Source organism: Halorubrum rutilum (assembly GCF_024494565.1).
Genome location: NZ_JANHDN010000001.1, coordinates 390,067 through 415,762, shown reverse-complemented (window position 1 = coordinate 415,762; position 25,696 = coordinate 390,067). Strand labels below are relative to the sequence as shown.

General features: G+C 71.8%; 26 protein-coding genes. 10 read left to right on the top strand and 16 right to left on the bottom strand.

Annotation, left to right across the window (positions count from 1 at the left end):
- Positions 1 to 415 precede the first annotated feature (415 nt).
- Positions 416 to 1,372, bottom strand: a complete 957-nt coding sequence (locus tag NO900_RS02240) for an HFX_2341 family transcriptional regulator (RefSeq protein ID WP_256407582.1) — start codon at positions 1,370 to 1,372, stop codon at positions 416 to 418.
- A 189-nt stretch (positions 1,373 to 1,561) separates the two neighbouring features.
- On the opposite strand from NO900_RS02240, the gene NO900_RS02235 reads away from it, so the two are divergent.
- The 4 genes from NO900_RS02235 (at position 1,562) to NO900_RS02220 (ending at position 4,867) form a co-directional block, all read left to right on the top strand.
- On the top strand, positions 1,562 to 1,684 hold the full coding sequence (locus NO900_RS02235; RefSeq protein WP_256407581.1) for a hypothetical protein: 123 nt from the start codon (positions 1,562 to 1,564) through the stop codon (positions 1,682 to 1,684).
- A 104-nt stretch (positions 1,685 to 1,788) separates the two neighbouring features.
- Positions 1,789 to 3,150 (top strand): sulfatase-like hydrolase/transferase, encoded by a 1,362-nt coding sequence (locus NO900_RS02230; RefSeq protein ID WP_256407580.1) that lies wholly within the window; start codon positions 1,789 to 1,791, stop codon positions 3,148 to 3,150.
- Positions 3,151 to 3,287: 137 nt separating this feature from the next.
- The gene (locus NO900_RS02225) at positions 3,288 to 4,367 is read left to right on the top strand and encodes an aminopeptidase (protein ID WP_256407579.1); all 1,080 of its coding nucleotides are present in this window, start codon (positions 3,288 to 3,290) and stop codon (positions 4,365 to 4,367) included.
- 215 nt (positions 4,368 to 4,582) lie between these two features.
- The gene (locus NO900_RS02220; protein ID WP_256407578.1) at positions 4,583 to 4,867 is read left to right on the top strand and encodes an amphi-Trp domain-containing protein; all 285 of its coding nucleotides are present in this window, start codon (positions 4,583 to 4,585) and stop codon (positions 4,865 to 4,867) included.
- 49 nt (positions 4,868 to 4,916) lie between these two features.
- Here NO900_RS02220 and NO900_RS02215 read toward each other — a convergent pair whose 3' ends face one another.
- Positions 4,917 to 5,474, bottom strand: a complete 558-nt coding sequence (locus NO900_RS02215) for a response regulator (RefSeq protein WP_256407577.1) — start codon at positions 5,472 to 5,474, stop codon at positions 4,917 to 4,919.
- Positions 5,475 to 5,745: 271 nt separating this feature from the next.
- Here NO900_RS02215 and pan2 point away from each other — a divergent pair, with 271 nt between their 5' ends.
- The gene (pan2, locus tag NO900_RS02210; RefSeq protein ID WP_256407576.1) at positions 5,746 to 6,966 is read left to right on the top strand and encodes a proteasome-activating nucleotidase Pan2; all 1,221 of its coding nucleotides are present in this window, start codon (positions 5,746 to 5,748) and stop codon (positions 6,964 to 6,966) included.
- A 314-nt stretch (positions 6,967 to 7,280) separates the two neighbouring features.
- On the opposite strand, the gene NO900_RS02205 is transcribed toward pan2, so the two are convergent.
- The gene (locus NO900_RS02205) at positions 7,281 to 7,484 is read right to left on the bottom strand and encodes a hypothetical protein (RefSeq protein WP_256407575.1); all 204 of its coding nucleotides are present in this window, start codon (positions 7,482 to 7,484) and stop codon (positions 7,281 to 7,283) included.
- Here NO900_RS02205 and NO900_RS02200 point away from each other — a divergent pair.
- Together NO900_RS02200 and NO900_RS02195 are read left to right on the top strand one after the other, a co-directional pair.
- A complete protein-coding gene (locus tag NO900_RS02200) occupies positions 7,474 to 8,019 on the top strand; it encodes a pyruvoyl-dependent arginine decarboxylase (RefSeq protein WP_256407574.1) in 546 nt (181 codons plus the stop codon). The genes NO900_RS02205 and NO900_RS02200 overlap by 11 nt on opposite strands.
- 85 nt (positions 8,020 to 8,104) lie before the next feature.
- Positions 8,105 to 8,482, top strand: coding sequence for a DUF5811 family protein (locus NO900_RS02195; RefSeq protein ID WP_092563984.1), 378 nt, complete (start codon positions 8,105 to 8,107; stop codon positions 8,480 to 8,482).
- Between the two features lie 7 nt (positions 8,483 to 8,489).
- Here NO900_RS02195 and NO900_RS02190 read toward each other — a convergent pair whose 3' ends face one another.
- The 9 genes from NO900_RS02190 to NO900_RS02150 form a co-directional block, all read right to left on the bottom strand.
- Positions 8,490 to 9,425, bottom strand: coding sequence for a M14 family metallopeptidase (locus NO900_RS02190; protein WP_256407573.1), 936 nt, complete (start codon positions 9,423 to 9,425; stop codon positions 8,490 to 8,492).
- 100 nt (positions 9,426 to 9,525) lie between these two features.
- Entirely contained in the window at positions 9,526 to 10,545 is a 1,020-nt protein-coding gene (locus NO900_RS02185) for an aldo/keto reductase (RefSeq protein ID WP_256407572.1), read from the bottom strand.
- 362 nt (positions 10,546 to 10,907) lie between these two features.
- Positions 10,908 to 11,636: a CPBP family intramembrane glutamic endopeptidase gene (locus NO900_RS02180; protein ID WP_256407571.1), complete on the bottom strand. Its 729-nt coding sequence runs from the start codon at positions 11,634 to 11,636 to the stop codon at positions 10,908 to 10,910.
- Between the two features lie 72 nt (positions 11,637 to 11,708).
- A complete protein-coding gene (locus NO900_RS02175; protein WP_256407570.1) occupies positions 11,709 to 13,001 on the bottom strand; it encodes a glucose-6-phosphate isomerase in 1,293 nt (430 codons plus the stop codon).
- 90 nt (positions 13,002 to 13,091) lie between these two features.
- Entirely contained in the window at positions 13,092 to 14,192 is a 1,101-nt protein-coding gene (locus NO900_RS02170) for a DoxX family protein (RefSeq protein WP_256407569.1), read from the bottom strand.
- Between the two features lie 143 nt (positions 14,193 to 14,335).
- Positions 14,336 to 14,893, bottom strand: coding sequence for a class I SAM-dependent methyltransferase (locus tag NO900_RS02165; RefSeq protein WP_256407568.1), 558 nt, complete (start codon positions 14,891 to 14,893; stop codon positions 14,336 to 14,338).
- A gap of 126 nt (positions 14,894 to 15,019) precedes the next feature.
- Complete coding sequence (locus NO900_RS02160) at positions 15,020 to 16,132, bottom strand: aminotransferase class V-fold PLP-dependent enzyme (protein WP_256407812.1); 1,113 nt, start codon at positions 16,130 to 16,132, stop codon at positions 15,020 to 15,022.
- A 78-nt stretch (positions 16,133 to 16,210) separates the two neighbouring features.
- Positions 16,211 to 16,552, bottom strand: a complete 342-nt coding sequence (gene trxA / locus NO900_RS02155) for a thioredoxin (protein WP_256407567.1) — start codon at positions 16,550 to 16,552, stop codon at positions 16,211 to 16,213.
- Between the two features lie 142 nt (positions 16,553 to 16,694).
- Positions 16,695 to 17,312, bottom strand: coding sequence for a metal-dependent hydrolase (locus tag NO900_RS02150; RefSeq protein ID WP_256407566.1), 618 nt, complete (start codon positions 17,310 to 17,312; stop codon positions 16,695 to 16,697).
- Between the two features lie 106 nt (positions 17,313 to 17,418).
- Between NO900_RS02150 and NO900_RS02145 the strand changes: the two genes are divergently transcribed.
- Entirely contained in the window at positions 17,419 to 18,537 is a 1,119-nt protein-coding gene (locus NO900_RS02145; RefSeq protein ID WP_256407565.1) for a pyridoxal-phosphate-dependent aminotransferase family protein, read from the top strand.
- A gap of 6 nt (positions 18,538 to 18,543) precedes the next feature.
- Here the strand turns inward: NO900_RS02145 and NO900_RS02140 are convergent, their stop codons facing one another.
- The gene (locus NO900_RS02140; RefSeq protein ID WP_256407564.1) at positions 18,544 to 19,836 is read right to left on the bottom strand and encodes a DNA double-strand break repair nuclease NurA; all 1,293 of its coding nucleotides are present in this window, start codon (positions 19,834 to 19,836) and stop codon (positions 18,544 to 18,546) included.
- A 299-nt stretch (positions 19,837 to 20,135) separates the two neighbouring features.
- Between NO900_RS02140 and NO900_RS02135 the strand changes: the two genes are divergently transcribed.
- Positions 20,136 to 21,950, top strand: a complete 1,815-nt coding sequence (locus NO900_RS02135; RefSeq protein WP_379791525.1) for a methyl-accepting chemotaxis protein — start codon at positions 20,136 to 20,138, stop codon at positions 21,948 to 21,950.
- Between the two features lie 31 nt (positions 21,951 to 21,981).
- On the opposite strand, the gene NO900_RS02130 is transcribed toward NO900_RS02135, so the two are convergent.
- The 3 genes from NO900_RS02130 to arcD all read right to left on the bottom strand — a co-directional run bounded on the left by NO900_RS02130 (position 21,982) and on the right by arcD (position 24,498).
- Positions 21,982 to 22,428, bottom strand: a complete 447-nt coding sequence (locus NO900_RS02130) for a DUF7993 family protein (protein WP_256407562.1) — start codon at positions 22,426 to 22,428, stop codon at positions 21,982 to 21,984.
- Positions 22,428 to 22,934 carry a DUF2240 family protein gene (locus NO900_RS02125; protein WP_256407561.1) on the bottom strand — a complete coding sequence of 169 codons (507 nt, stop codon included), beginning with the start codon at positions 22,932 to 22,934 and terminating at the stop codon, positions 22,428 to 22,430. The genes NO900_RS02130 and NO900_RS02125 overlap by 1 nt, the downstream gene beginning before the upstream one ends.
- 91 nt (positions 22,935 to 23,025) lie before the next feature.
- Positions 23,026 to 24,498, bottom strand: a complete 1,473-nt coding sequence (gene arcD / locus NO900_RS02120) for an arginine/ornithine antiporter ArcD (protein ID WP_256407560.1) — start codon at positions 24,496 to 24,498, stop codon at positions 23,026 to 23,028.
- Between the two features lie 180 nt (positions 24,499 to 24,678).
- Here arcD and NO900_RS02115 point away from each other — a divergent pair, with 180 nt between their 5' ends.
- Positions 24,679 to 25,665, top strand: a complete 987-nt coding sequence (locus NO900_RS02115) for an NOG1 family protein (protein WP_256407559.1) — start codon at positions 24,679 to 24,681, stop codon at positions 25,663 to 25,665.
- Positions 25,666 to 25,696 lie beyond the last annotated feature (31 nt).

Here is a 25,696-nt window from a genome sequence, read left to right as displayed (position 1 = left end):
TATAAATTAGAGAGATTCACTCGACTTCGTATTTAAACGAACGCGGTGGCGCGTGCCGGTGAGCGGCCGGCAGGCCGCGAACCGCACGCGCGAGGGAGCCCGCGGCCGCCGATGGCGGCCGCGGCGAGGCTGGGGAGGCGTGAGGTGCGGTCGCCGTGCGGTGCGGGCGGGACTCAAAGGGGCAGTCGCGAGGACGAAGCACGGCGACGGAAGCATCGCAGCGAGTGAGCGAAGCGAACGAGCGCGGAGCGCACCGAGCCGCGCGAGTCGTCGCGGCTGGGGCTTTGGAGGTGTTCGCGGTGAAGTAGCTAAACACGTATCACCGAGCGGCTGGGGCTTCGAGGTCAGTCACCGCGTCAGCAGCGATTCATAAATGAACGGCCACGATTCGAAGCACGTTCGCGGTAACCCCGACTTATCGCGCCAGTTCCCGATCCTCGTCGGCGTGCGCGCGGACCCAGAGCCGGCCGATCCGCGAGAGTGTCGTCCGGTAGGACTTCCCGTGCGCCTCCTGCTCGATGTACCCCTTCCCGCCGGGGCCGAGCCGGTCGACGTTGTAGATCACCTTCGAGCGGAACGAGTCGGTGTACTCCTCGTTGAGGTCGTCCGCGAGCGTCTCCGCGAGCTCGGAGACGGAGGCGAACTCGCCGTGCTCGCCCAGCGTGAAGAGCACGAGCTCCTCGAACGGCTTGACGTTCTGGAAGGAGGCGACGGGCAGCTCGATCACGTGGCTGTCGCCGATGCGCTTCGCGCCGATGGTGGTGCCGCGCTCGTCGAACTCCGCTAACAGCGACGTCGTCGTGTCGAGCCGGTCGGCGACGCGGTCCTCGTCCACCGCCTCGCCGTCGACCGCGTCGCGCTCGACCAGCTCGCGCAGGAGGTCGCGGTTCGCGCGGAGCTCCTCCGCGAGCTCGGTCTCCAGGTACTTCTCCGGGGCGGTGTAGTAGGTGTGGATGCGGTCGCGGTCGGCCTGCCGCTCGACCATGATCGAGTGGGCCGCGGTCGCGAACGCGAACGAGACCGGTCGGGGCATCGAACAGAGGTTCACCCACACCTCGCGGTCGTCCGCGTCGTCAGAGTCGCCCTCGACGCCGTCTCGGTCCAGCTCCGCGTTGATCAGGTCGTAGGCGCGCTCGAAGGCGGCGTCGTAGTCGTACACGTCGGTCAGGCGCTCACGGACGGTCTCGGCGCCGAGCAGGTTCCGAAAGTCCTGTTCGAGCTTCCGGGCGATGTTCCGCGAGTACTCGACGTTGGCCTCGCTGCCGACCGTCCCCTCCAGGAGGATCACCCGGTCGACGTCGAACTGGTCCCGGATGAGCGGGGCGATCATGCGGTCGTAGTCGAAGCCGACCGGCACGATGTGCGTCTGCATACGTGACGGTACGCCGGACCGGTTATATATCTCCTCAAGAGGCCCCGTTCCGACGACCGTGCGAGAGACGGACCGCGCCGCCGATCCCGAACGATAGTGATGATTACAATAGTACATAATGGACTTTTTGAGAGCATAAATTTACATTTCGAGTTCTTTTTCTACGTGCGACCACAATCGAATACCGTAATGGGAGTTAGCAAGTCGAATATCGAACACGGCCCCGAGCGACTGAAAGACACTCCGCGACCCGAGGACCTCGACGCGGCGACCAGCCCGGCCGCCCGCCTGCTGGCGTGGCTGCGCTCCTGACGCCCCTCTCCTCGTCGCGTTTCTCCCCCGTTCCGAACGGCGATTCCGAGCCGGAGACGGGACGCCCCCGACGCGCTTAACACGCTCGCCCCCTCGGCTTCGCCATGGAGCGCGCGCCGAACGTCTTCCTGCTGTCCGCGGACTCGCTGCGCGCCGACGCCTTCGCCGGCGCGGCCGAGCGCCTCGCGGACGAACTGGACGGGACGCGGTTCGCTACCGCCGTCGCGCCCGCCCCGTTCACGGCCAGTTCCGTTCCGGCACTCGCGACCGGGCGATTCGTCGACGGCACCGACTCCGAGGGCGAGGCGGCCGGCGGCTCGGGCGACGCCGGCGACGACGCCCCGTCGCTCCTCGCGCGGTTCCGCGAGGCGGGCTACGAGACGGTGCTGCTGACGGACAACCCCCTGATCCGGCCGGCGCTCGATGAAACAGGAGGGGAGGACGAAGCGACCGAGGGCGGACTGACGGCGCGGTTCGACGAGGCGCTCCCGCGGTCGCTGACGCGGGTCGTCGAGCGCGGCTACTTCGACGCGGTGTGGCCGCTCGCGCGGCGACTCGGCCTCCTCGGACCCTACTACCGGTCGGCGACGACGCTGCACGACCGCGCCGAGGAGCGGCTCGCCGCCGCGGACGGCCCGGTCTTCTGCTGGATCCACTACATGGACACCCACACCCCGTACTGGCCGCCGACCGACGCGCCCCCCGAGCCCGGCGACTACCGGACCTCGGCGCGGAGTCGGAGCCTCGCCGTCCGCGGCGTCGACGCCGTCGACCCGGCCGACCTCGGTCCGATCCGGGCGCTGTACGACCGGAGTTGCGACGCGCTCGGGGCGGCGGTCGAGCGGTTCGTCGCGCGGCTCCGCGACCGGGGTCACTACGACCCCGACCGGGACGTGCTCGCGCTGACGGCCGACCACGGCGAGAACTTCGAGCCCGACCGCGGGCTGATCGGTCACGTCCCCGCGGCCTCCTGGGAGTCGCTCGTCCGCGTCCCGCTGGTGGTCGCCCGCCCGGACTGGCCGGCGTCGGTCGTCGCGGACCAGGTCTCGCTGATCGACCTCCCGCGGATGCTGGCGGTCCCGGCGACGGCGGCGACGGCGGCGGCGGCCGACGGTCCCGGGCCGGCGACCGCGCCCTCGCCCCCGTCGTTCGCCCGCGAGCACGCCTTCACGGTCGCCAGGACCCTCGGCGCGACGGACCTCGTCCACGGGGTCCGCCGGGACGACGGCGAGAAGCTGTTCGGGCGGCGGACCGCCGACGGGATCGACGCGCTGCGGACGGTCGCCCCGAGCGACGACCCGGCGGCGGAGCGGGTTCGCGAGCGCCGCCCCCCGGACGCGGCGCCCCGACCGGACCCCGAGTCCCTGTCGGCCGTCCTCGCCGCGCGCGGCGGTCCCGCGGGCGAGGCGCGAGACGCCGAGCGGTACGACGAGGCGCAGCTCCGCGCCCTCGGCTACCTAGAGTGACCGGTTCGGACGGCCGATTCCGACGATCGAGGCCACGACCGATCCCGACGACCGCGACCGGTCCCGGCGGCCGCGATCGCGACGGATTCCTGACGCGGAAGCGGTAACGGTAATCCCCCGGCGCGAGAAGGGACCGTATGGACGCACGCATCCGCGAGCACGCCGAGATCATCGCCGACCACTCGACCGGCATCGAGTCCGGCGACGACGTCGTCATCCAGCTGCCCGCCGAGGCCGAGGACCTCGCGGTCGCCCTCCACGAGATCTGCGGGGACCGCGGCGCCAACCCGGTGTACCTCAACTACTCGAAGCGCGCCCAGCGCGCGTTCAAGCGCAACTCGGACGAGTTCACCGAGCCGGAGCACCGGCTCGCGCTGTATCGGGAGGCCGACGTGTTCGTCATCGCGCGCGGCGGGGCGAACGCGACCGAGGACGCCGACGTCGACCCCGAGACGAACGCCGCCTACAACCGCGCGATGGAGGACGTCAAGCGGACGCGCCTCTCGAAGACGTGGTGTCTCACGCAGTACCCGACAGCGAGCCACGCGCAGCTCGCCGGGATGAGCACCGAGGCGTACGAGGACTTCGTCTGGGACGCCGTCTCGCTCGACTGGGACGAGCAGCGCGCGTTCCAGGCGGAGATGGTCGCGATCCTGGACGACGCCGACGAGGTCCGGATCCGCTCGGGCGAGGGGACGGACGTCACGCTCGACGTGTCGGGGAACCAGACGCTCAACGACGACGGCGAGGCGAACCTCCCGGGCGGCGAGGTGTTCACGGCGCCCGTCCGCGACGGGGTTGACGGCGAGGTCCACTTCGACCTCCCGCTGTACCGCTACGGCCGGGAGATCGACGGGATCCGGCTCCGGTTCAAAGATGGAAAGGTCGTCTCGCACTCCGCCGAGCGCAACGAGGAGCTGCTGACGGGAATCCTCGACACCGACGAGGGCTCCCGCCGGCTCGGCGAGCTCGGCATCGGGATGAACCGCCAGATCGACCGGTTCACATACAACATGTTGTTCGACGAGAAGATGGGCGACACGGTCCACATGGCGGTCGGCTCCGCGTATCCGGAGACGGTCGGCGAGGGGAACGAGATCAACGAGTCGGCCGAGCACGTCGACATGATCGTCGACATGAGCGAGGACTCCGTCATCGAGGTCGACGGCGAGGTCGTCCAGCGCGACGGGACGTTCGTCTTTGAGGACGGGTTCTGAGGGATCGGCCGCAAGCGGAGTCGACGACCGTCCTCGGAGACGCGGTTTTTTTGCTGCAGATTTTCGCCGGCCTCGCTCCGCTCGCCCGGCAAAAAGGTGCGACTGGGACGTTCGTCTTCGAGGACGGGTTCGGAGGGATCGGCCGCCGATCTGGACTCGCGGGTCGTCTCGCTTCGGCGTGCGGCTTTATACGGCGGTGTGACGTACGTCACGCCATGCCTGAAGAAGTCCTCTTCGAGTCGGAGAGCCGTCGGAGCCGCGAGGAGATCGCCGCGTACCTCCGAACGGTCGTCGAATCGCTGGAGTCCGGGAGCGACGTCACGTTCGCGCGCGGCGAGGAGTCGGTGACGATGGAGATCCCGACCCGGCCGACCTTCGAGGTGAAGGTGGAGCGCGAGGGCCCCGCCGACGGTCCCGGCGAGCTGAGCGTCGAGTTCGAGCTGGAGTGGGACGAGGGCGGCGAGAGCGGCGGCTCCGGCGGGGAGTTAACGATCGAGTAATCGCGGCGGGGCGTCGACGACCGAGCGATCGGAGCGAAACGGGGTCGACCTACGGGACGCCGCCAGGGACCTCGACGAAGGCGTCCCGCGCGGAGAGGTTGTCGAGCGTGTCGTCGACGCGGTCGCGGACCGACTCCATGCGCTCGATGAGCTCCTCGTACTCCTCGGTGCCCGTCGTGCCGGCGGCCTCCAGGGCGGCCTTCTTCGACGCCAGCGCGAAGAACTCCTGGCTGTGCGCGTCGAACTCCGCGCGGTGCAGGAGCACCTCCACGAGCGTGAGGAGGTCCTCCTTCGTCACCGGCTTCGTCTTGTAGTCGTCGAACGGCATGTCGACGATGTCGACGTCGGGCTCGACCGCGGTCAGCATCGCGACGCGGGCGTCGTAGCCGGCCTCGCGCATCGCCGAGAGCACCTCGTGGCCGGACAGGTCCGGCATCCGCCGGTCGAGGAGGACGACGTCGACCGACTCGTCCATCCGCTCCAGCGCGGCCTCCCCCCCAGTCGCGATCCGGACGTCGTACGCCGAGTCGAGGTATACCCGGTACAACTCGGCGAGGTCGGGCTCGTCGTCGACCGCGAGCACCGTCGCCGGCGTCTCGTCGCTCATGGTCGGGCGACCTCGGCCCGCGAATCGCCCGCCGGGAACGTTGGACCGACGCGATCGACCGCTGTTCGTGCGCTCATGTCACGGGCTACGAACGCGGCCTGTTAAAACGTTGACCCGCGGTTCTCAGCGCTGATAGCCGCTCCGGTCCGGCCGCGGGCGCGGAGGGACGCTCCGCTCGCGGCCGGGGCGGGGTTTCAGTTCCGCGGTCGAACCGGCGAACGGCCGTGACCCAAAGGCACATTTACGCGCGCTTCGTATCGTGGAGTAACGAATGTCTCACAGCCCCTCACTGCCCGACCGCCCCCGTCTGGAACTCGATCCGGAGATGAGCGAGACGGAGCGGCTCGAAGCGATCCGCCAGCACTACCGGCGGATCCTCCAGGTGAACGAGGAACTGGAGCAGCGGCTCGACGACGCGCAGGGCCGCCGCGGCGAGCTGAAGACCGACGTCGACGAGCTGAAACGCGAGAACGAGGTGCTGAAGACCTCGTCGCTGTACATCGCGTCGGTCGAGGAAATCACGGACGACGGCGTCGTCATCAAGCAGCACGGCAACAACCAGGAGGTGCTGACGCAGGCGTCCACCCGGCTCGACGAGAACCTCCGCCCCGGCGACCGCGTCGCGATCAACGACTCGTTCGCGGTCCAGCAGGTGCTCGACGACGAGACCGACTCCCGGGCGCAGGCGATGGAGGTCACCGAGTCCCCGGACGTGGAGTACGCCGACATCGGCGGCATCGACGACCAGATCCGGGAGGTCCGCGAGGCCGTCGAGGACCCCTTAGAGAACCCCGAGCAGTTCGAGACGGTGGGCGTCGAACCCCCGAGCGGCGTCCTCCTCCACGGCCCGCCGGGCACCGGCAAGACGATGCTCGCGAAGGCGGTCGCCAACGAGTCCGACGCGACCTTCATCAAGATGGCCGGATCCGAGCTCGTCCGGAAGTTCATCGGCGAGGGCGCGCGGCTCGTCCGCGACCTCTTCGAGCTGGCCGCCGAGCGCGAGCCCGCCGTCATCTTCATCGACGAGATCGACGCCGTCGCCGCCAAGCGCACGGACTCGAAGACGTCGGGCGACGCCGAGGTCCAGCGCACGATGATGCAGCTGCTCTCCGAGATGGACGGCTTCGACGACCGCGGCGAGGTGCGGATCATGGCCGCGACGAACCGCTTCGACATGCTCGACGAGGCGATCCTGCGTCCCGGCCGCTTCGACCGCCTCATCGAGGTGCCCGAGCCCGACGCCGAGGGCCGCGCCCGCATCCTGGAGATCCACACGCAGGACATGAACGTCGCCGAGGGGACGGACGTCTCCGAGGTCGCCGCGGACCTGGAGGGGTACAGCGGCGCCGACATCGCCTCGCTGGCGACCGAGGCCGGGATGTTCGCGATCCGCGACGGCCGGACCGAGGTCACGCAGGCCGACTTCGAGGCGGCCCGCGAGAAGCTGCAGGACGCGGAGAAGGAAGAACAGGTCATCAACTACCAGTATTAGACGTACTGGTCAACGGTCGGTTTCGGGTTTTACGTCGTTTCTGGCGGTCGATCGGCGGGGAAGATCGCGACACCCCCAACCGCTTGTTTATAAATGGTTGCTGATGGGTCACCGGTGAACACCTCCAAAGCGCCAGCCGCTCGGCCATACTCTGTTGAAGTCGCTGTGACAGAGAACACCCCCAAAGCCCCAGCCGCGACGGCTCGCGCGCCTTGCTGCGCTCCTCGCTCGCTACCGCTCGCTGCGGTGCTTGCTGTGGCGTGCTTCGCCCTCGCGGCTACCCCTTTGAGTCCCACCGCACAGCAACCGCAACCTCACGCCTCCCCAGCCTCGCCGTGGCCGCCGATGGCGGCCACGGGCTCCCTCGCGCGGCGCTCCTCGCGGCCGCCCTCGGCGGCCGCTCGCAGGCGCGCGCCACCGCAGTTGTTGAAATAATCCGCGTCGGCCGGCCGCCCGAGTACAGCCGCTCCGTAACCCCTTAGCACGCGGACCGCCGACCTCACCTCGATGAACACCATCCACGTCGCCGGCGGCGTCGGCGTCGCCGACACGGCGATGGCCTCCTACGACGCCGCGCTCGCGGACGCGAACCTCCACAACTACAACCTCGTGGCGGTCTCCTCCGTGGTCCCGGCTGAGGCGACCGTCGAGGCGGTCGCGGAGGCCCCGGACCTCGGTCCCGCGGGCAACCGCCTCACCGCGGTCGAGGCGCGCCGCACCGTCGGCCCGGACGACGAGGTGGACTTCCGCGAGGGGGGCCGCGCCGGCGCGGAGGACGCGGGCTCGAAGCGCGCCCCGCGCCGGCGTCCCGGCGTCGCCGCCGGGCTCGGCTGGGCGACCGGCCCCGGCCCCGGTCTCTTCTACGAGGTGACCGGCGAGGACCCGGACGACGTCCGCGAGCGCATCGAGGCCGGGCTCGACGCTGGCGGAGAGCTGCGCGACTGGGCGCTCCCGGACCGGGAGGTACGCGTGGAGACGGCGGCCTCGGCGCCGGGGCGGTACACCACCGCGGTCGTGATCGCGGCGTACGGCGAGTCGGAGCCGATCCTGTGACCGGAGCGGGCTCGGCCGCCCCGCCGAGCGGATCGCCCCCGCCGACGCCTTTTTGAACCGGCTCCGCGTACGAGACGTGTCTTCGATGAACGGCAACAACCCGTACGCCGGGGCACCGGGCGTGACGAACGCGGGCGAGCCCGCGGCCGTCGACCTCTCCCCCGATCAAGAACGGCGCCTCCGGCGCGCGGTCGCCGGAATCGTTTCGCGAACCGAGTCGTACCTCCCGGACAGCTACGCCGTCGGCTCCGAGCTCTCGGTCGGCTCGAACGGGCCCCAGGCGACCGTCGCGGTCAACCCCCCGGCCGGCCACCCCGTCTCGGCCGGCTTCACGCCCGACCCCGACGAGCTGGAGGCCGGCATCGCCGACGCCGACACCGACGAGGTCGCCCGCGGGCTGGCCGCCAGCGCCGCGATGCAGGTGATGGACGCCGTCGGCGACGTCACGCCGACCGCGAAGTGAGGCCGGGCTACTCGGCCGACTCCTCCGCAGAGCTCTCCGCCGTCTCTTCCGTGGACTTCTTCGCCGTCTCTTCCGCCGACCTCTCCGTCGGTTCCTCCCCTGACCCCTCCGTCGCAGTCGCTCCGTCCGTCGCCGACGCCGGCGGCTCCATGACGCCCCGCACGCGGCCGTAGATCCCGAATATCTCCTCGTAACCCTGCTCGCTCGCGAGGATCGGGACGATCCCCTCCTCCTCGACGCGGTGGGTGTACACGTCGTCCTCGGCGAACACCGACCCCGGCGGGATCGCCTCGAAGTTCGCGAAGTGGACGCGCGGCTCGCCGCCCCCCTTCGGCACCTCCTCATCGCCCGCGACGACGGTCGTCTCGGTGAACGTCGGCGGCTCGTCGTCGAGCGCGCCGTGCGCCCGGAGGAACGCCAGGCACGCCTCGTAGCCGAACGCGACCGCCTCCTCGCTCCCCTGTCTGCCGACCTCGATCGAGACCGTGTGCGGGACGACCGAGTCGAGCGTCGTCGACCGCAGCTCGCCGGAGTCGACCACGTACTCCACGGGCATGCCGGTCACGCTCCGGCGCACGGACTCGGTCGGGTCGCTGTAGATCGCGAACGGCGGCGGCGCGCTGTGGGAGGTGTGGAGCGCGAGCACCGCGTCCATCCCCTCCAGCTCGGCCGCGAGCCGCGGCGCGAGCGCCCGCTCGTACTCGTCGCTGTCGGGGTCCCCCGGGAAGACCCGGTTCAGGTCCGCGTCGGTGTACCGGGTCCCCGCCGCCAGCGCCGGCTCGTTGGCGACGATCAGCCTGACGCCGCCGCTCCCCGCGCCCGTCTCGTCGAGTTCGTCGGCGAGGCGCCTGACGATCCGCTCGCCGGCCGGCTCGTCGCCGTGGATCCCGCCGACGATCGCGACGCGAGCCGAGCCGGCCGACCCGCGCTCGATCGTTTCCATGGCACACCGTACGAGCCGGTCGAATAATAAAGGGTAGCCGTCCGATCGCTCCTCGGCGGCGGCCGTTCGTCGACGGCGGCCGCTCGCCGCCGACCAGCCCTCACCAGCGGTGGTGGACGTGCTCGCGGACGTGCTCGTCGTACACCTCGCGGACCGTCTCGTGCGCGTCGTCGCCGAGCCCTGAGCGGTCGCTGACGGCCGCGTTCGCGCGGACGTGTTCGGGGGTCGTCGACCCCGGGATGACGGTCGAGACGGCGTCGTGGTCGAGGATCCACCGGAGCGAGAACTGCGCGAGCGAGAGGCCGTCGCCGGCCGCGTCGGTCGGGTCGGCGCCGACCGCGTCGGCGCGCTCCGCGAGCGCGTCGGCCGCGTCAAGGCCGGTCTCGTAGGGGATCCCCGCGAACGTCTCGCCCACGTCGAAGGCGTCGCCGTCGCGGTTGTAGTTGCGGTGGTCGTCCTCCGGGAACTCCGCGTCCCGCGAGAGCGCGCCGGTCAGCAGGCCCGAGGCGAGCGGCACCCGGCAGATCACGCCGACGTCGCGGTCGGCGGCCCGGTCGAGGAACAGCTCGGCCGGGCGCTGGCGGAAGGGGTTGAAGATGATCTGGACCGACTCGACGCCGGGGTACTCGACCGCCTTGAGCCCCTCCTCGACGCGCTCGACGCTGACGCCGTACTCCGCGATCCGGCCCTCGTCGGCGAGCGTCGCCAGCGCGTCGAACGTCTCCGGTCGGTAGTAGACGTCCGTCGGCGGGCAGTGGAGCTGGACCAGGTCCAGCGTCTCCACGCCGAGGTTCTCGCGCGAGCGGTCCACGAACCGCCGGAGGTTCGCCTCGGTGTAGCCGTCGGCGACGTGGGGGTCGAGGCGGCGGCCGGCCTTCGTGGCGACCGTCACGTCGCCGCGCGCGATGTCGCCTTCGAGGACCGCCCCGAGGATCTGCTCCGAGCGCCCGTCGCCGTAGACGTCGGCGGTGTCGAAGAAGTCGATCCCGGCGTCGCGGGCGGCCTCGACGGCCGCGACCGCCTCCGACTCGCTCACGTCGCCCCAGTCGCTCCCGATCTGCCAGGAGCCGTAGCCGACCTCGCTGACCGCGCCGACGTCGCCGAGCTCGCGATGGTTCATGTTCACCCCCACCTGATCGGGGCGACGGCAAGGGCGTTCCGGAGGCGGAACCGCGGAGTGAGAGGCCAGTCACGAAGACGACGGTTACGAACGGATCGCGGTGGCGCGTGCCTGCGAGCGGCCGACAGGCCGCGAGCCAGCACGCGCGAGGGATGCGGTGAGTGAGGGGCGACCGGAGGGAACCCCGAGCGAACCGCGAGGCTGGGGAGGCGTGAGGCGCTGTGCGGTTGCGGTCGGGTGGGACTCAAAGGGGCAGCCGGCGAGGCGGGGGCTTTGGCGGTGTTCACCGACGGTCCGAGATCAACTACGTACCGCCGAGCGACCGAAACAGCAGACGTATTATCATCGGCGTCACGCACGTCTCACAGCGACTGCACGAGCAGCACCACGTAGATGACGGCGTTGTAGACGCCGTGCGCGAGCCCGGGAACGATAACGTTCCCCGTGCGCTCGTAGAGGTAGCCGAGCACCGCGCCGAGCACGACGACGACGGCGACGTAGGCCCACTGCTGGCCGGGCGTTCCGGAAACGGAGGGCAGGTGGATCAGCCCGAACGCGAGGCTCGCGAGCAGGATCGACGGGACCGCGCCGAACGCGCGTCGGAGCCCGCCCTGCACGACCCCGCGGAACAGCGCCTCCTCGACCGGGCCGACGACGAGCAGCGAGACCGCGACCATGACGAGGTAGTACGTCACCGGGTCGCCGTCGGGCACGACCGCCTGGTTCTGCCCGGTCGTGAGCCCGATCTCGCCCAGCACGAACAGCGCGCCGTACTGGAACGCGAACAGGACCGCCCCGCCGACGACGACGAGCCCGGCGTCCCGGGGCGTCGGCCGGGAGACGCCGACGAGCTCCCACTGGTCGGTGATCGCGAGGTACCCCGCGACCGCGACGAGGAACCCGGCGAACTGCAGCAGGGTCCGGAGCACCTGAAGCCCGGTCGTCTCCGCTCCGACGAGCCCGAGCGAGACCGCGAACTCGGAGACGGGCGTCGTCACCGCGCCGGCGACGAAGACCGCGAGGAAGACCGCGAACGCCGCGCTCGCGACGCGGAGGATCCGGTTCGCCGGCTCGGACAGCGACTCGCTCATTGGCGGCCGTACGGCGTGCGGGCGTTTATCGGCACCGGAAGGGGAACGGGCCTGCGGCCGACCGAGCCGACCTCAGGAACCGTCGACGCGCAGCTCGCGCTTGTCGGCCACGGCGTCGGCCTCGGGGAAGTCGCCGCCGCCGAGCAGCCCCCGCGCCGCCTTCTTCCCCCACTCGACCGCGGGCTGCGTGAACGTCGAGACGCCCGCGAGCTCGCCGTACAGCACGCAGGCGGCCTCCATCTCGTAGAGCAGTCGACCGAGGTTCCGCTCGTCGACGCGGTCGATCTCGACGCGCAGGTTCGGCACGTCCGCGGCCGCGAGGCTCGCCTCGGTCGCCTCGAACTCGGCGTCCAACAGTTCGCCGAGCGACGAGCCGCCGAGGTACGCCAGGCCGTCGAGGTCGGTCTCCGGGATCGGCGCCTCGGCGCGCTCGGTCGGCCGGATCAGGGAGACCAGCTTGTCCGGCGGGCCGGCGCGGTATAACTGGAGCTGGGAGTGCTGATCGGTCGCGCCGAGCGCCCGCGCCGGGGTCTGACCGAGCCCGTCCTTGCCGAGGCTCTCGGCCCACAGCTGCGCGAACCACTCTGCGAACGTCTCCAGCGACTCCGCGTACGGCATCACGGCGTTCGTGAGCGCGCCGCGCTCCGCGAGCGCGTACGTCGCCGCGCCGTAGGCGTACGCCGGCGTCTCGAACAGCGACCCGGACAGGCTCTCCATCGCGTCGCGCCCGCCCGCCAGCACGGCCTCGACGTCGTGGCCCTGCAGCGCCGGCACCGCGAGCCCGACGGTCGAGAGCGCGGAGAAGCGCCCCGGCACCCCGTCCGGCACGTCGAGCGCGGGGAGGTCGTGGGCGTCCGCGAGCGCCCGGAGGTTCCCCGCCTCGCCGGTCGTCACGAGCGTGCGCTCGGTCCAGTCGACCCCGGCCGCCGTCATCGCCTCGCGCACGACGAGGAAGTTCGCGAGCGTCTCCGCGGTCGTCCCGGACTTCGAGACGACGTTGACGACGGTGTCGGCGAGCGGGAGGCGGTCGAGCAGCGCCCGGGTCTCGTCCGGGTCGACGTTGTCGAGGAAGTGGGCGTCCACGTCGCTATCGAGGGCGTTCGCGATCGTCGCCGCGCCGAGCGCGCTCCCACCGATCCCGACGGTCAGGACCGCCTCGGGGCGGTCGAAGCGATCGGTCGTCGCGCGGATCGCGTCCGGATCGGCCGTCTCCGGGAGCGTCAGCGCGGCGTAGCCGAACTCGTCGCCGGCCATCCCGGCGGTGATCCGACCGTGCGCGTTCGCCACGCGCTCGTCGAGCCGCTCCAGCGTCTCGCGGGTGAGTCCGGGCGTCGTCTCCAACGCGTTGCCGAGGTCCACGTGCATACCTCACCACGCGGACGAGCGAGACATAAAACCGGCCGGTGCGGCCGGGCGCGCCCGCCGACGGACGGGCGGCGCCCCCGCCCGCGCCCCTCAGTCCGCGGGGATGACCGACTCGTCGTCGCCGAGCGCGGGCCGCCCCACCCACCGGTCGAACGCGAGCGGCCCGGAGCCGAGCGTGAAGACGGCGGAGGCCATCCCGAACAGCGCCACGTGGGCGAGGACCGGGTCGTCCGGGAGCCCGAACAGCGTCGTCGTGAACAGCGCGAACGAGAGCGCGGCCGCGCCGCGGGTGAAGAAGCCGAAGATCAGCGCCAGCCCCACCGCCATCTCGGTCACGCCGGCGCCGACGACCCACAGCCCGGGGTCGACGGGGACGACCGACGTGAGGTCGTACTTCTCGACGACCCGTAACGCGCTGCCCGGGTCCGCGAGCTTCTGGATCAGCCCGAGGTAGACGAACGAGACGCCCATGCCGACCCGTAGCACCGTCGGGACGTACCGCCGCAGGGGCGCGGTCGACTCGTCGAGGAACGCCTTCAGGTGGTGGACGGGGTCGATCCGGCCGTAGTACGACCCCGGCGTGCTCGCCACCTCCAACAGCATGTCGTCGGCGCTCGGGCGCCCGCCGCCGAGGACCGCCAGCGCGACGAGTATCGGGACGTACTCCACCGCGAGGACGACGAGGGAGTCGACGGCGAGGAACACCCACGCGTACGTCGCCAGCCCCGCGACCGAGACGATCCGCGTCGCGAGCCCGAAGAGGAGACAGAAGCCGAGCCCGATGAACAGCACCCGGAGGAGCGGGCTCGCCCCGGGGTCGAACGAGAGCGTCGGCGCGAACAGGTACCCCTGGAAGCCGGCGCCGACGAGGGGGAGCCCGACGGCGAGCCGCAGCATCCACGGGACGAGGTCGCCGTAGCCGGCGAGCTTCTCGCGGAGGACCACGACGTCGACGATCGTCGGGCGCACCCACAGGTAGGCGGCGATCCCGGCCACCGCGAGGAGGCCGGACCCCGCGAACAGCGCCGCGTTGAACGGGTCGGAGAGCACCTCGGCGGTGAACGCGACCGCGTCGAGCGGATCGCCCGAGTCTTCGGTGACGTAGTCCACGTGGGCCGCGACCGGCCGCGCGACGAGCGTCGCGAACAGGGCGAACGCGGCGACGGCGACCGATCGAGAGCGAACGGACATACCCCCTCCTACGGGCCGGACGCACCTAACGGTATTTCTTCACGGACGTTCGAGAGCGACCGCGAAACGGTCGATCTCGCGAGAAGGGGGAGACGGGAGAGATGCGGCGGGGGAGGGGACGCGGCTCGCGGGACGGACCCGCCCTACGGCGCGCGGGCGACGACCGCGAACGTCTCCGTGCGCGTCGACGCGGAGTCGACCTCGAAGCCGGCCGCCTCCAGCGCCGCGACCGCGTCGCCGGCGGCGAACCGCTCGTCCGTCGGGGGCCCGTCCGCCCCGTCGCCGTCGGCGGTCCAGTCGAAGGTGACGAGCGGGCCGCCGGACCGGACGACGCGCGCGAGCTCCGCGACCGCCGCGTCGCTCGCGAACTCGTGGTACGTCATCGTCGAGACGGCGCCGTCGAGCTCGCCGTCCGCGAACGGGAGGTCGGCCACGTCGCTCGCGACGAGCTCGACGTTCCCCGGGACGCCCTTCTCGCGGTATCGGTCGTGCATCTCCGGCTGCAGGTCGACGCCGTACACGGTCTCGACGTGCGGAGCCAGGTCGTCGGTATAAAAGCCCGTGCCGCTGCCGAGGTCGGCGACGACGTCGGCGCCCGCGGCCGCGAGCGGGCCGATCAGCTCCTCGGCCGACACCCAGCGGTAGCGGTCGGGACGCTCCAGCTCCGCCGCCCGGTCGACGTCGAACGTGTGGAACCCCATGTGCGGTCTCGGGCGGGGAGCGGCAAAACCCGTCCGGTCGGCGAGGGTCGCGGCGGGGCGGGGAGCCGGCCGACCGCGGGGGGTCCGAGCGGCGACCGCGGGGCGGTCCGAACGGCGCCCCCGCGCTCACCACTCCTCGGCGAGCGCGTCGACGAGCCGGTCGACCTCGGCCTCGGTCGAGACGGCGTGGATCGAGGCGCGCACCGCGTCCGGATACGGCAGCGAGCGGACGACGATGTCCCGATCGGCGAGGCGCTCGACGGTCGCCTCGGGGTCGTCGACGTCGACCGTGACGAGCCCGCTCTCGAACTCGCGTGGGCTCAGGAGCCGGTCCTCCGGGATCCCTTCCTTGAACCGGTCGGTGAGCGCCTCGATCCGGGACTCGATCGCGTCGACGCCCACCGCGTCGATCGCGTCGAGCGCCTCGGCGAGGCCGACGTGGGCGGCCGCGGTCGCCGTCCCGACCTCCAGCCGCGGCGCGCCCGGCTTGTACTCGATCTCGTCGGCGTCGGGGTCCTCGACGCCGCGGTAGCCGACGGCGCGGGGGGCCAGCTCGGCGGCGGCGTCGCGGTCGACGTAGAGGAAGCCGGCGCCCCAGGGGCCGAGCGTCCACTTGTGGCCCGCGGCGGCGACGGCGTCCGCGCCCCACGCCGACACGTCGAGCGGGACCTGGCCGGGCGACTGGACGGCGTCGACGAGCGTGAACGCGCCCGCGTCGTTCGCGGTCTCCACGAGGTCGGCGACGGGGAGCCGCGTCCCGTGCGTCCACGTGATCGCGCTGAAACAGACGAGCCGCGCGTCGGCGACCGCCTCGGCGTACTCGTCGGGGTCGATCCGGCCCCCCTCGGTTTCGAGCACGCGGACCTCGACGCCCTCGCGTTCGAGCCGCTTCCACGGTAAGATTCCGGCCGGGTGCTCCAGGTCGGTCCGGACGACGACGTCGCCCGGCTCCCAGTCGATCGCGCCGGCGATCCGCGTGATGCCGTCGGTCGTGCTCTCCGTGAGGGCGACCTCGTCGGCGTCGGCGCCCACGAACGCGGCGATCCGGTCGCGGACGGACTCGTACGTCTCGAACGCGTGACCGTACGGGTCGGTCGTCGCCGAGCCGTACTCGTGGTCGGCGATGAACTCGGAGGCGGCCTCGACGACGTACTCCGGGCTCGGGCCGTGCGCGCCGAAGTTGAAGTACGCCGCCTCGCCCAGCGCCGGCACGTCCGCGCGCAGCTTGCGGGCCGTCATCGGCTCTCGGCCGGCCGTGCCGTCTCCGGCGGTCGCCGCGTCCGGCGGCGTCGCCGCGTCGCCGTCGCGGTCGGGCATTCAGGCGGCGTGCTCCGCGACCGCGGCCGTCAGGTCGTCCTCGCTCTGCGCGCCGACCGTGCGGTCGACGAGCTCGCCGCCGGCGAACACCAGCAGCGTCGGGATGCTCTGGACCCCGTACTCGGCCGCGAGCGACTGGTGGACGTCGACGTCGACCTTCACGACGGCGGCGTCGGTGTTCGCGGCGACCGCCTCCACGGCGGGCTCCATCATCTGACACGGGCCGCACCAGTCGGCGTGGAAGTCGACGAGCACCACGTCGTGCTCGGCGACGATGTCGTCGAAGTCGTCGGGGTCGGACAGCTGGATCGGTTCCGCGGGAACGGGTTCGGTCGAACTCATGGTCGCCCCTACGCTCCCGACGCAGATAATAGCTTTGGGCGAATCACACAATACCGTGCGGACGACTGTCACTGGCGCCCGTCGGGCTCGCCGGAGTCGGCGACGGGCCGGCGACGGGCCGGCGACGGGTCGGCGACGACCGCTACTCGCGGGGCTCCTCGTCGGCGTACCGGTCCGGCAGGTACGGCGTCAGCGCCGCCGGCACGAGGGGGATGACGAGCGCGGCGAGCTCCGCGAGGTGCCGGCGGAAGGCGGCGTAGACGGCCGCGACGAGCAGCGTTCCGAACACCACCAGCCGGAGGGGGCCGTCGACTAAGACGAGGAGCGGGAGCGACAGCCCGACGGCGAGCGCGAGGTCCTCGGGGGCGCCGTCGTACCTCACGCCGGCGCGCGGCGCGACCCACCGCTTCCGGTGGTGGTCGTACACCGCGCGGTCGGAGTTCCCCTCCCACGGCCGCAGCTCCAGCCCGCCGCCGTACACGTCCGAGACGCTGTGGAGCGCCGCCCCGAGCAGGAACAGGGCCGCGGCCACGGTGACCGCCGAGGGGGCCGCCAGGGCGACGACGAGGGCGGCGACGGCGGCCGCCGAGTAGTAGACGGGGTAGTGGAGCGCCTTCCGGTGACCGGTGTACATGTCAAGGTCGGGGAACAGCCCGCCGAGGAAGCCCGCGACGAATCCCACGGTCGCCAGCTCCGGCGCGACGCGCGCGAGCGGCGCGGCGAGGAGCATCCCGGCGAGCACGTGGGTCGGCAGCATCATCGTGGCGGGACGAACGCGACAGCGCGGTATTAACGTGTCGGGAGGCGCTCCGGTCTGCGGATCGCCCGGGCGACAGGGTTGTTACCTCCCGCCCCGAGTATCGGGCATGCTCATGACGCCGGGGCCGACCGCGGTCCCCGAACCGGTTCGCGAGGCGATGAGCCGCGAGCTGATCAACCCCGACGTGGACCCCGAGTTCGGGCGGATATACGACCGGGTCACCGACCGCCTGGCGACGGTGTACGGGGTCGGGCCGGGCGGGAGCGGTGAGGCCGGCGGGCCAGGCGGGAGCGGCGCGGGCGACGCCCCCTCCCGCGACGTCGTCGTCCCCGGCGGCGAGGGGATCCTGGGCCTGGAGGCCGCGGTCGCCTCGCTCGTCGAGCCCGGGACCGAGGTCCTCTGCCTCTCGAACGGGCTGTACGGCGACGGGTTCGCCGACTTCGTCGAGTCGTACGGCGGCGAGGCGACCCTCGTCTCGGCCGACTACGACGAGCCGCTCCCGCTCGCGGCGCTGGAGTCGACGCTCGCGCGCGCGGACGCCGACTTCGATGTCGCGACCCTGGTCCACTGCGAGACGCCCACCGGGACGCTCAACGACCTCGGTCCCGCGCTCGACCTGCTCGCGGAGGCCGACGATGAGGTCCTCACCGTCGTCGACGCGGTCTCCTCGCTCGGCGGGGTGGAGGTGCCGACCGAGCGGATCGACGTCTGTCTCGGGGCGTCTCAGAAGTGTCTCAGCGCGCCGCCGGGGCTCACCACGGCCGCGATCAGCGACCGCGCGTGGGCCGCGATGGAGGCGCGCGACCCGCACTCGCTGTACACGAACTTCCTCCCGTGGCGGGACACGTCGGAGGGGTTCCCGTACACCCACCTGACGACCGAGGTCGTCGCGCTCGACGCGGCGCTCGGGCTGTGGTTAGAAGAGGGGCTCGACGCGGTCCGGGAGCGACACCGGAAGGCCGCGGCGCGGTGTCGCGAGCGCGGGGCGGAGCTCGGGCTGGAGCCGTACCCGGCGCCGGAGCGCAGCTCGCCGACCGTGACCGCGTTCCGCACGCCCGGGCGGGCCGCCGAGCTGCAGGCGCGCCTGCGCGAGGAGCGCGACGTGCTCGTCGCGACGGGGCTCGGGGAGCTGTCGGACGACGTCCTGCGGATCGGTCACATGGGCCACAACGCGCGGGTCGAGCGAGTGGACGAGGCGATGGACGCGCTGGCGGACGTGTCGTAGGTCGGGCTAAAACCGCGCCTTGTCCCACCGCAGGTCGTCGTACGTCGCCTGCTGGTCGCTGTCGAAGCGCTCCTCGAACTTCCGGCGGAGCGCGGCCTTCTCCGTCGCGTCGATCCGGGCCAGCTCGTCGGCCTTCGCGACGGCCTCCGGGGGCCCGCGGGTCGTCGCCACCTCGGCGAGGACCTGCCTGGTGAGCCGGTCGCGGGTGTCGGGGTCGCGGGTGAACGCGTACGGCGCCTCCAGCTTGTAGGTCACGTCGGTCCGCGGGTCGTACACGACGGTGAACGTGGGCTCGTAGAGCTCGGGGTCGAGCTCGCGCTCGATCCCGAGCGCGTCGCCGTCGGCCGCCATCGTCGCGTCGGCGCCCCCGCGGCTGTGGAACCACGTGGTGAACGTGATCGCGTCGTCGAGGCGGTCGCCCCGACGGCCGGCGTCGCCCCGACCGAACCCCTCGTCGGCCGGTCGGTCGGGGTCCGCCCGGCGCTCAAGGAGCCGCGTGAACAGCGCGGTGTCGTCGGGCCACGGCGGCTCGACGCCCGCCCGCGCCAGCGCCCGGACGATCGCGCCGCCGGAGGGGTTCTTCACGAAGCCGGTGAGCGGCACGTCGCGCTCGACGAACCGCTCGACGAGCCGGACGTACTTCTCCACCACGGCGCGGGGCTTCGCCTCGCGGGCGAGCGCGCCGAGCTCGGGGTTGCGGTCGTCCCACGTGAACAGCTCCTTCGGGTAGATCGGGCCGTCGAGGACGAGCAGGTCGTCGACCTCGTCGGCGTGGTCGAGCGCGTGGGTCCCCTCGGCGAGGTAGAGCGCGAGCGCGTGGACGACCCCCTCGGCGTACCGGTTCACCCGCGGCGCGTGGAGCACGCGCTGGCGGGTGTGGCCCTCGTCGCGCTCGGTCCAGTCGCCGTCGAAGTCGGCGGTGGAGTCGCCGGCGTGGACGGTCGCGACGATCGTGCGGTCGCGGTGGAGGTCCAGGTCCGTCGGCTCGCTCGCCATCGCGGCGTGGGCCACGTCGACGACGAGCCCGTTCTTGAACGTGGTCGGGTTGATCGTGCCGGAGTCGAGCCCGTGGACCGTCTCGAACGGGCGCTCGGCGAGGGCGGCGTCGTCGATCGGGGCCAGCCGGCGCTCGTGGTCGCCGACGGGCTCGATCACGACGCGGCCGTCGCGGCGGAGCTCGGGGAGCCAGTCGCGCCACGCCCGCTCCGCGAGGTCGTCGTGGTCGGTCGTGTCCACGTCGCCCGCGATCCCGTACGCGAGCCGCGCGATGTTCTCGACGTGGATCGGATCGAGCGTCACGGCCGTACTGCGGCCCGGTCGGTCTTAAACCCGTTCGCCCGAGGGGAGCCCGAGTCGGCGGGGCGGGCTCCGGAGGCGCCGCGGTCGGATCCGCCGACCGCGGTTCGGCCGCCTCTCGCCCGGAGAGCGGCTCTATCAGTATCAGACGAGATATTCGGGGGAGAACCTTCTTTGCCGGAATCCGTGCACGTGGAGCCATGGCAGAGTCAGGGCTCACGTCGGAGACGACGGCCGGCCGACCGGAGGGGATCGGGGAGAAGCTGCGCGAGGTCGTCCGGCACATCCCGGACGGCACGTCGATGCCGGAGGAGATGTGGAGCGGCCGTCACCGGAACATCCTCCTCTCGATCGTGGCGCAGGTGCCGTTCCTGGTCGCGTTAGGGCTGTACAGCGGGACCGAGCCGTTCACCGGCGCGCAGATCCCCGCGGCCCCGATGTGGATGCTCGGCGGCTTCGTCGCCGTCATCCTCGGCACCGCCGCCCTGGCGACCGTGTCGCGGCTCGGCCGCCGCCAGCGGACGGTGCTCACGGCGTTCAGCCTCATGACCGTCTCGATGGCGCTGGTGAAGCTGTCCGGCGGCTACATCGAGGCGCACTTCAGCTTCTTCGTCTTCGTCGCGGTGCTCGCGCTGTACGAGGACTGGCTCCCGTTCGCCGTGGGCGTCGGGTACGTCGCGGTCGGCCACGGGGCGTTCAGCCTGATCGACGCGAGCCTCGTCTACAACCACGCGGCGGCGATCGAGAACCCGATCGTCTGGGGCGGCATCCACGCCTTCTTCGTCCTCGGGCTCGTCGGCGCGCTGATCGTCAACTGGTACTCGATCGAGAAGTCGCGCGAGGAGGCGCAGCGCCAGCTCGACCTCGTCGCCGAGCAGAAGGCGGAGATCCAGGACGTCGAGGAGGCGAAGGCCGAGGTCGAGAAGCGCCGCGAGGAGGTCGAGTGGCTGAACCAGCACCTGGAGACGAAGGCCGACGACTACAGCGCGACGATGGACCGCGCGGCCGACGGCGACCTCACGGTCCGGCTCGACGCCGACAGCGAGAGCGAGGCGATGGCGCAGATCGGCGCCGCGTTCAACGAGATGATGGACGACATCGAGGCGACGATGCGGGACGTCCAGTCGTTCGCGGGCGAGGTGTCCGCGGCCAGCGAGAAGACGGTCGAGGGCGTCGACACCGCGGAGGCGCGCAGCGAGGACGTGAGCCGATCGGTGGCGGAGATCGCCGAGGGCGCCGACGAGCAGCGCGAGATGCTCGAACAGGTCTCCGGCGAGATGAACAACCTCTCGGCGACGATCGAGGAGGTCGCCTCCTCGACGGAGACCGTCGCGGACGCGGCCCAGGAGACGGCGTCGATCGCCGACGAGGGCCAGGACACCGCGGGCGAAGCGATAGACAGCGTGCGGGAGTCCCGCGACTCGATCGGCGAGACGGCGGAGAAGGTCAGGGTCCTCGACGAGCGGATGGAGGACATCGGCGAGATCGTCGACCTCATCGGCGACATCGCCGAGCAGACGAACCTGCTCGCGCTGAACGCCAACATCGAGGCCGCCCGGGCCGGCGGGGGCGGCGGCGGGAGCGACGGGTTCGCGGTCGTCGCCGACGAGGTGAAACAGCTCGCCGAGGAGACCCAGGAGGCGGCCCAGGAGATCGAGGAGCTCATCGCCGGCACGCAGGCGCAGACGCAGGCGACCGTCGAGGAGGTCCGGACCGCCGAGGAACATATGGAGGAGGGCGCCGAGGCCGTCAGGGACGCCGCCGACGCGTTCGCCGAGGTGGCCGACAACGCGAGCGAGACCGACGACGGGATCCGCGAGATCAGCAAGGCGACCGACGACCAGGCCGCCAGCACGGAGGAGACAGTGTCGATGGTCGAGGAGGTGGCGGGGATCAGCAAGTCGACCGCTGACGAGGCGGACGAGGTCAGCGAGGCGGCCGACGAGCAGCTCGCCGCGATGTCCCAGGCGACCGACGAGGCCGGCTCGCTCGCCGACCAAGCCGAGCGGCTCCGGGCGCTGCTCCGCAAGTTCGAGGTCGGCGAGGAGTCGCCGGACGACCCGTCGGCGCCGGGCGCGCGCAACGTCGCGATGGGCGACGGCGGGCGGTCGGACTGAGGCGTCGGCCGCGGCGGTTCGCGGTCGTTGCTTATCCCTTCCGAACCGCGTCGACGACGGCTTCGAACGCCGGGAGCGCGCGCTTCACCTCCGCGCCGTCCTCGACGAAGACCAGCGTCCGCGGCGGTCGGACCGCCTTCGGCCTGACGCGGAGCCCCGCCTCGTCGGCCGCGTCGGCGGCGGCTTTCGGGAGATCGGCCTCGGTGTCCCCACCGTCGTCACCGACGAACTCGATCCGGGCGCGGTCGGGCTGGACGTAGACCTCGGCGACGAGGGGAGCGTCGGGCGCGTCGACGCCCGCGTCCGTCCCCTCGCCACCGCGAACGATCCGGTACGCGAGCGCGCCGTCGAGCGTCGGCTCGGCGTCGGGGTCGGCGTCGGCGAGCGCGAGGTCGCGCAGCCGCCCCTCGTTCCCGGATATCTCGGAGGCGAGGAGCTGTCCGATCCGGACGCCGTCGGTCAGTCGGTCCTCGACCATCAGGCGTCACCCGCGGCGTTCGCCGCGTCGCCGACGTCGGCGTCCTCCGCCTCACCGCCCGCGGCCGCGAGCCCCTCGCGCACGTCGGCCGCGAGGTGGTCGACCGCGGCGCCGTGCTCCGTCGCGACGAGGACCGCGGCCGCCTCGATGGTGACGGCGAGCGCGCGCTGCCGCTCGTTGATCGCGGCGACGGCGCGCTGCTTCTCGACGCCGGCCGCGACGATGGCGTCGAGGGCGGTCTCGAAGGTAGACTGCTCGCGCAGGATCGACTCGTCGGGGGTGAACCCCTCGGGGACGACCACGTCGTCGGGGTCGAACCGCGCGACGAGGTCGCCGTCCTCCTCGGCCACCAGCCCGCGGCCGACGGCGACGTCGACCAGCCGCTTCGCCTGGTCGGGCGAGAACCAGTCGCGGTCGAGCGACAGCGCGACGACGAACTCGCCCTCGCCCAGCCGCTCCTTCGCGCGGTGTTTGAACGGGACGGCGACGGCGACCTCCAGGCTCATGTGCGATCGGCGGGGCGTCGACGGCGGTAAACCTACCGGACCGCGCGAGGCGCGGAACGGGGAACGGAGGGGAGAACGAGGACGACCGCGCTCAGTCGTCGGTCGCGGGCGCCGTCGCCGCGGCGTCGCCGTCGGCGGGGTCGACCCCCGCGTCGGTCGGCGTCGCGTGCAGGTCGTAGCCCGTCGCGGCCATGGCGAACAGCACGAGCGGCGAGAGGAACGCGAACAGGTAGTACGGCGCGTACTCCAGCGTCGGCACGCCGGTGACCCCGGCCATGTAGACGGCGCCCGCGTGCCACGGGAACAGCGCGCCGGTCGGCGTCCCGGCGGCCTCGACGGCCCGGGAGAGCTGGTCGGTGTCCATCCCGAACTCCTCGTACGTGTTCCGGAGCGTGACGCTCGGCAGCACGATGCTCATGTACTGCTGGGCGGTGAGCGCGTTGATGGCGATCGCCGAGACCCCGGTCCCGGCGACGAGCGCGCCCGGGCTCTTCACGGAGGAGGTGAACGCGTGGGCGATCACGGCCAGCACGCCGGTCCGCTCCAAGATGCCGCCGAGCGAGAGCGCCGCGACGACGACCGTGATCGTCCACGCGGAGCCGGTGAGCCCGCCGGTCGCGAGCAGCTCGTTCACCAGCTCGGAGCCGGACTCGGGCGCGGTCCCGTACATGAACGTGTCCCACGCGGCGACGAAGCCGGACCCCTGCACGAGGACCGTCGTGAGCACGCCGGCGAAGACGCCGGCGACGAGCGTCGGGAGGGGCGCGTACCCGCGCAGCGCCAGCCCGAAGGTGACGGCGAGCGGGACGAACGCGAGCAGCGTGATCGCGTAGGTCCCGGCGAGCGCGCCCTGGATCTCGGCGATTCGGCCCGCGGGGATGGCGCCGCTGGCGCGGAGCCCGAGCGCGAGGAAGCCGAGCACCGCGAGCCCGAACGCGAGGAGCGTGCCGGTCCGCATCCGCCGGATGTGCGCGTAGAGGTCGGTGTTCGCCACCCCGGCGGCGAGGTTCGTCGTGTCCGAGAGCGGCGACTGCTTGTCGCCGGCGTACGCGCCCGAGAGGACCGCGCCGACCGTCATCGGGTCCGGGACGCCGAGCCCCGCGCCGATGCCGACGAAGGCGACGCCGAGCGTCCCGACGGTGGTCCACGAGGAGCCGATCGCGAACGCGACGACCGCGGCGACGACCGCGGCGGCCGGGAGGAACGTCGCGGGCGTGAGCGTCTCCAGCCCGAAGTACATGAGCCCCGGGATCGTGCCGGCGCTCACCCACGTGGCGATGAGCCCGTAGATGGTGAAGATGATCAGCAGCGCCTGGAGCCCCATCACGAGGCCGTTGGCGATGCCGTCGAACAGGTCGTCCCAGTCGTAGCCGAGCCGGAGGCCGAAGGCGCCGACGAAGGCGATGCTCCAGAGGAGCGGCGCGTGCGGGTCGAGGTCGAGGACGGCCGAGCCGATACCGAGGAACGCCACGACCGCGAGGACCGGGACCAGCGCCGCCGCCGGGCTCGGGCGGCGGTCCGGGTCGAGGTCCTCGTACGTCGTTGGCGTGAACGAGCGTGCCATGAGCGCGTGTATTCCCTTGAAGCATAAATATAGATCGGAATATGCACGACAAAGATAACGATCGTTCATCGGCGTCGCCGAGCGATCCCCGATTCCCCGCCGCGTCCGACGTGCGGCGCCGTGTCGCGCCGGTCCGCGAACGGACGGTCTTATACGCGTCGGTGGGCTAGGGCCGCCAACATGATATTCGAGGGCCTCCCGACGACCCCCCGCTCGGAGGAGCTCGTCGACAAGGCGTTCTCGCGGGCGGCCCGCGCGGGACGCGCGAAGCGCGGCCACGAGGCGCAGGAGTCGATGCTGCGGACCGCGGGCAACGTGCTCTCGGACAACCTGGAGAACGTCGTCGTCTCGTGGCCGGACTTCGGCTTCGACGTCGACCCGTTCTACTACGAGCTCGCCGACGCCATCGTCGACGTCGACCGCCTCCGGCAGGCGCTCTCGCAGGTGATGTGGGCCAGCCGCCAGATCGAGGACCTCCGCGACGAGTACACGACGAAGATCCGGAGCTCCGACGTCGACGCCGCGCGCAAACACCGGAAGCAGGCGTTCGCGCGCATGGCCGACGTGATGGACCAGATCGAGGACGACCTGCGGTACATCGGCGACTCGCGCGACCAGCTGAAGGTGCTCCCAGACATCCGGCCCGACGAGCCCGCCATCGTCATCGCCGGCTACCCCAACGTCGGGAAGTCGTCGTTCGTCAACCGGGTCACCCGCGCCTCCAACGAGATCGCGGAGTACCCGTTCACGACCCGCGGCGTCCAGATCGGCCACTTCGAGCGGGACCACGTCCGGTACCAGATCGTCGACACGCCCGGCCTCCTCGACCGCCCCGAAGACGAGCGCAACGACATCGAGCGACAGGCGGTCAGCGCCCTCGAACACCTCGCGGACGTCGTCGTCTTCGTGCTCGACCCCTCCGGCGACTGCGGCTATCCCCTCGACGTCCAGCTGGAGCTGCGCGAGGAGGTCCGCGAGCTGTTCGGCGACGCGGTCCCGTTCCTCACCGTGGCGAACAAACACGACCGGTTCGAGGCGGTGCAGGCCGAGTCCGTCGACGCGACGATGAGCGTCACCGAGGACGAGAACGTCGAGGCCGTCCTCGACATGGCCGTCGAGGCGGCCGCGTTCGAGCCCGACCTCCCGACCCGCGACGGCCGCGAGTAACCGACCGGCCGTCGCGCCCCGGAAAGGATGG

Excerpts from the sequence above, each read along its gene's own strand:
- NO900_RS02130 (WP_256407562.1), bottom strand. The coding sequence starts at position 22,428 with ATGGTCGAGGACCGACTGACCGACGGCGTCCGGATCGGACAGCTCCTC.
- NO900_RS02150 (WP_256407566.1), bottom strand. The coding sequence starts at position 17,312 with ATGATGCTGCCGACCCACGTGCTCGCCGGGATGCTCCTCGCCGCGCCG.
- NO900_RS02230 (WP_256407580.1), top strand. The coding sequence starts at position 1,789 with ATGGAGCGCGCGCCGAACGTCTTCCTGCTGTCCGCGGACTCGCTGCGC.
- NO900_RS02185 (WP_256407572.1), bottom strand. The coding sequence starts at position 10,545 with ATGAACCATCGCGAGCTCGGCGACGTCGGCGCGGTCAGCGAGGTCGGC.
- NO900_RS02220 (WP_256407578.1), top strand. The coding sequence starts at position 4,583 with ATGCCTGAAGAAGTCCTCTTCGAGTCGGAGAGCCGTCGGAGCCGCGAG.
- NO900_RS02195 (WP_092563984.1), top strand. The coding sequence starts at position 8,105 with ATGAACGGCAACAACCCGTACGCCGGGGCACCGGGCGTGACGAACGCG.
- pan2 (WP_256407576.1), top strand. The coding sequence starts at position 5,746 with ATGTCTCACAGCCCCTCACTGCCCGACCGCCCCCGTCTGGAACTCGAT.
- trxA (WP_256407567.1), bottom strand. The coding sequence starts at position 16,552 with ATGAGTTCGACCGAACCCGTTCCCGCGGAACCGATCCAGCTGTCCGAC.
- NO900_RS02115 (WP_256407559.1), top strand. The coding sequence starts at position 24,679 with ATGATATTCGAGGGCCTCCCGACGACCCCCCGCTCGGAGGAGCTCGTC.
- NO900_RS02125 (WP_256407561.1), bottom strand. The coding sequence starts at position 22,934 with ATGAGCCTGGAGGTCGCCGTCGCCGTCCCGTTCAAACACCGCGCGAAG.
- NO900_RS02240 (WP_256407582.1), bottom strand. The coding sequence starts at position 1,372 with ATGCAGACGCACATCGTGCCGGTCGGCTTCGACTACGACCGCATGATC.
- NO900_RS02175 (WP_256407570.1), bottom strand. The coding sequence starts at position 13,001 with ATGCACGTGGACCTCGGCAACGCGTTGGAGACGACGCCCGGACTCACC.
- NO900_RS02190 (WP_256407573.1), bottom strand. The coding sequence starts at position 9,425 with ATGGAAACGATCGAGCGCGGGTCGGCCGGCTCGGCTCGCGTCGCGATC.
- NO900_RS02145 (WP_256407565.1), top strand. The coding sequence starts at position 17,419 with ATGCTCATGACGCCGGGGCCGACCGCGGTCCCCGAACCGGTTCGCGAG.
- NO900_RS02215 (WP_256407577.1), bottom strand. The coding sequence starts at position 5,474 with ATGAGCGACGAGACGCCGGCGACGGTGCTCGCGGTCGACGACGAGCCC.
- arcD (WP_256407560.1), bottom strand. The coding sequence starts at position 24,498 with ATGGCACGCTCGTTCACGCCAACGACGTACGAGGACCTCGACCCGGAC.
- NO900_RS02170 (WP_256407569.1), bottom strand. The coding sequence starts at position 14,192 with ATGTCCGTTCGCTCTCGATCGGTCGCCGTCGCCGCGTTCGCCCTGTTC.
- NO900_RS02160 (WP_256407812.1), bottom strand. The coding sequence starts at position 16,132 with ATGACGGCCCGCAAGCTGCGCGCGGACGTGCCGGCGCTGGGCGAGGCG.
- NO900_RS02135 (WP_379791525.1), top strand. The coding sequence starts at position 20,136 with ATGCCGGAGGAGATGTGGAGCGGCCGTCACCGGAACATCCTCCTCTCG.
- NO900_RS02235 (WP_256407581.1), top strand. The coding sequence starts at position 1,562 with ATGGGAGTTAGCAAGTCGAATATCGAACACGGCCCCGAGCGACTGAAA.
- NO900_RS02205 (WP_256407575.1), bottom strand. The coding sequence starts at position 7,484 with ATGGTGTTCATCGAGGTGAGGTCGGCGGTCCGCGTGCTAAGGGGTTAC.
- NO900_RS02165 (WP_256407568.1), bottom strand. The coding sequence starts at position 14,893 with ATGGGGTTCCACACGTTCGACGTCGACCGGGCGGCGGAGCTGGAGCGT.
- NO900_RS02200 (WP_256407574.1), top strand. The coding sequence starts at position 7,474 with ATGAACACCATCCACGTCGCCGGCGGCGTCGGCGTCGCCGACACGGCG.
- NO900_RS02225 (WP_256407579.1), top strand. The coding sequence starts at position 3,288 with ATGGACGCACGCATCCGCGAGCACGCCGAGATCATCGCCGACCACTCG.
- NO900_RS02180 (WP_256407571.1), bottom strand. The coding sequence starts at position 11,636 with ATGAGCGAGTCGCTGTCCGAGCCGGCGAACCGGATCCTCCGCGTCGCG.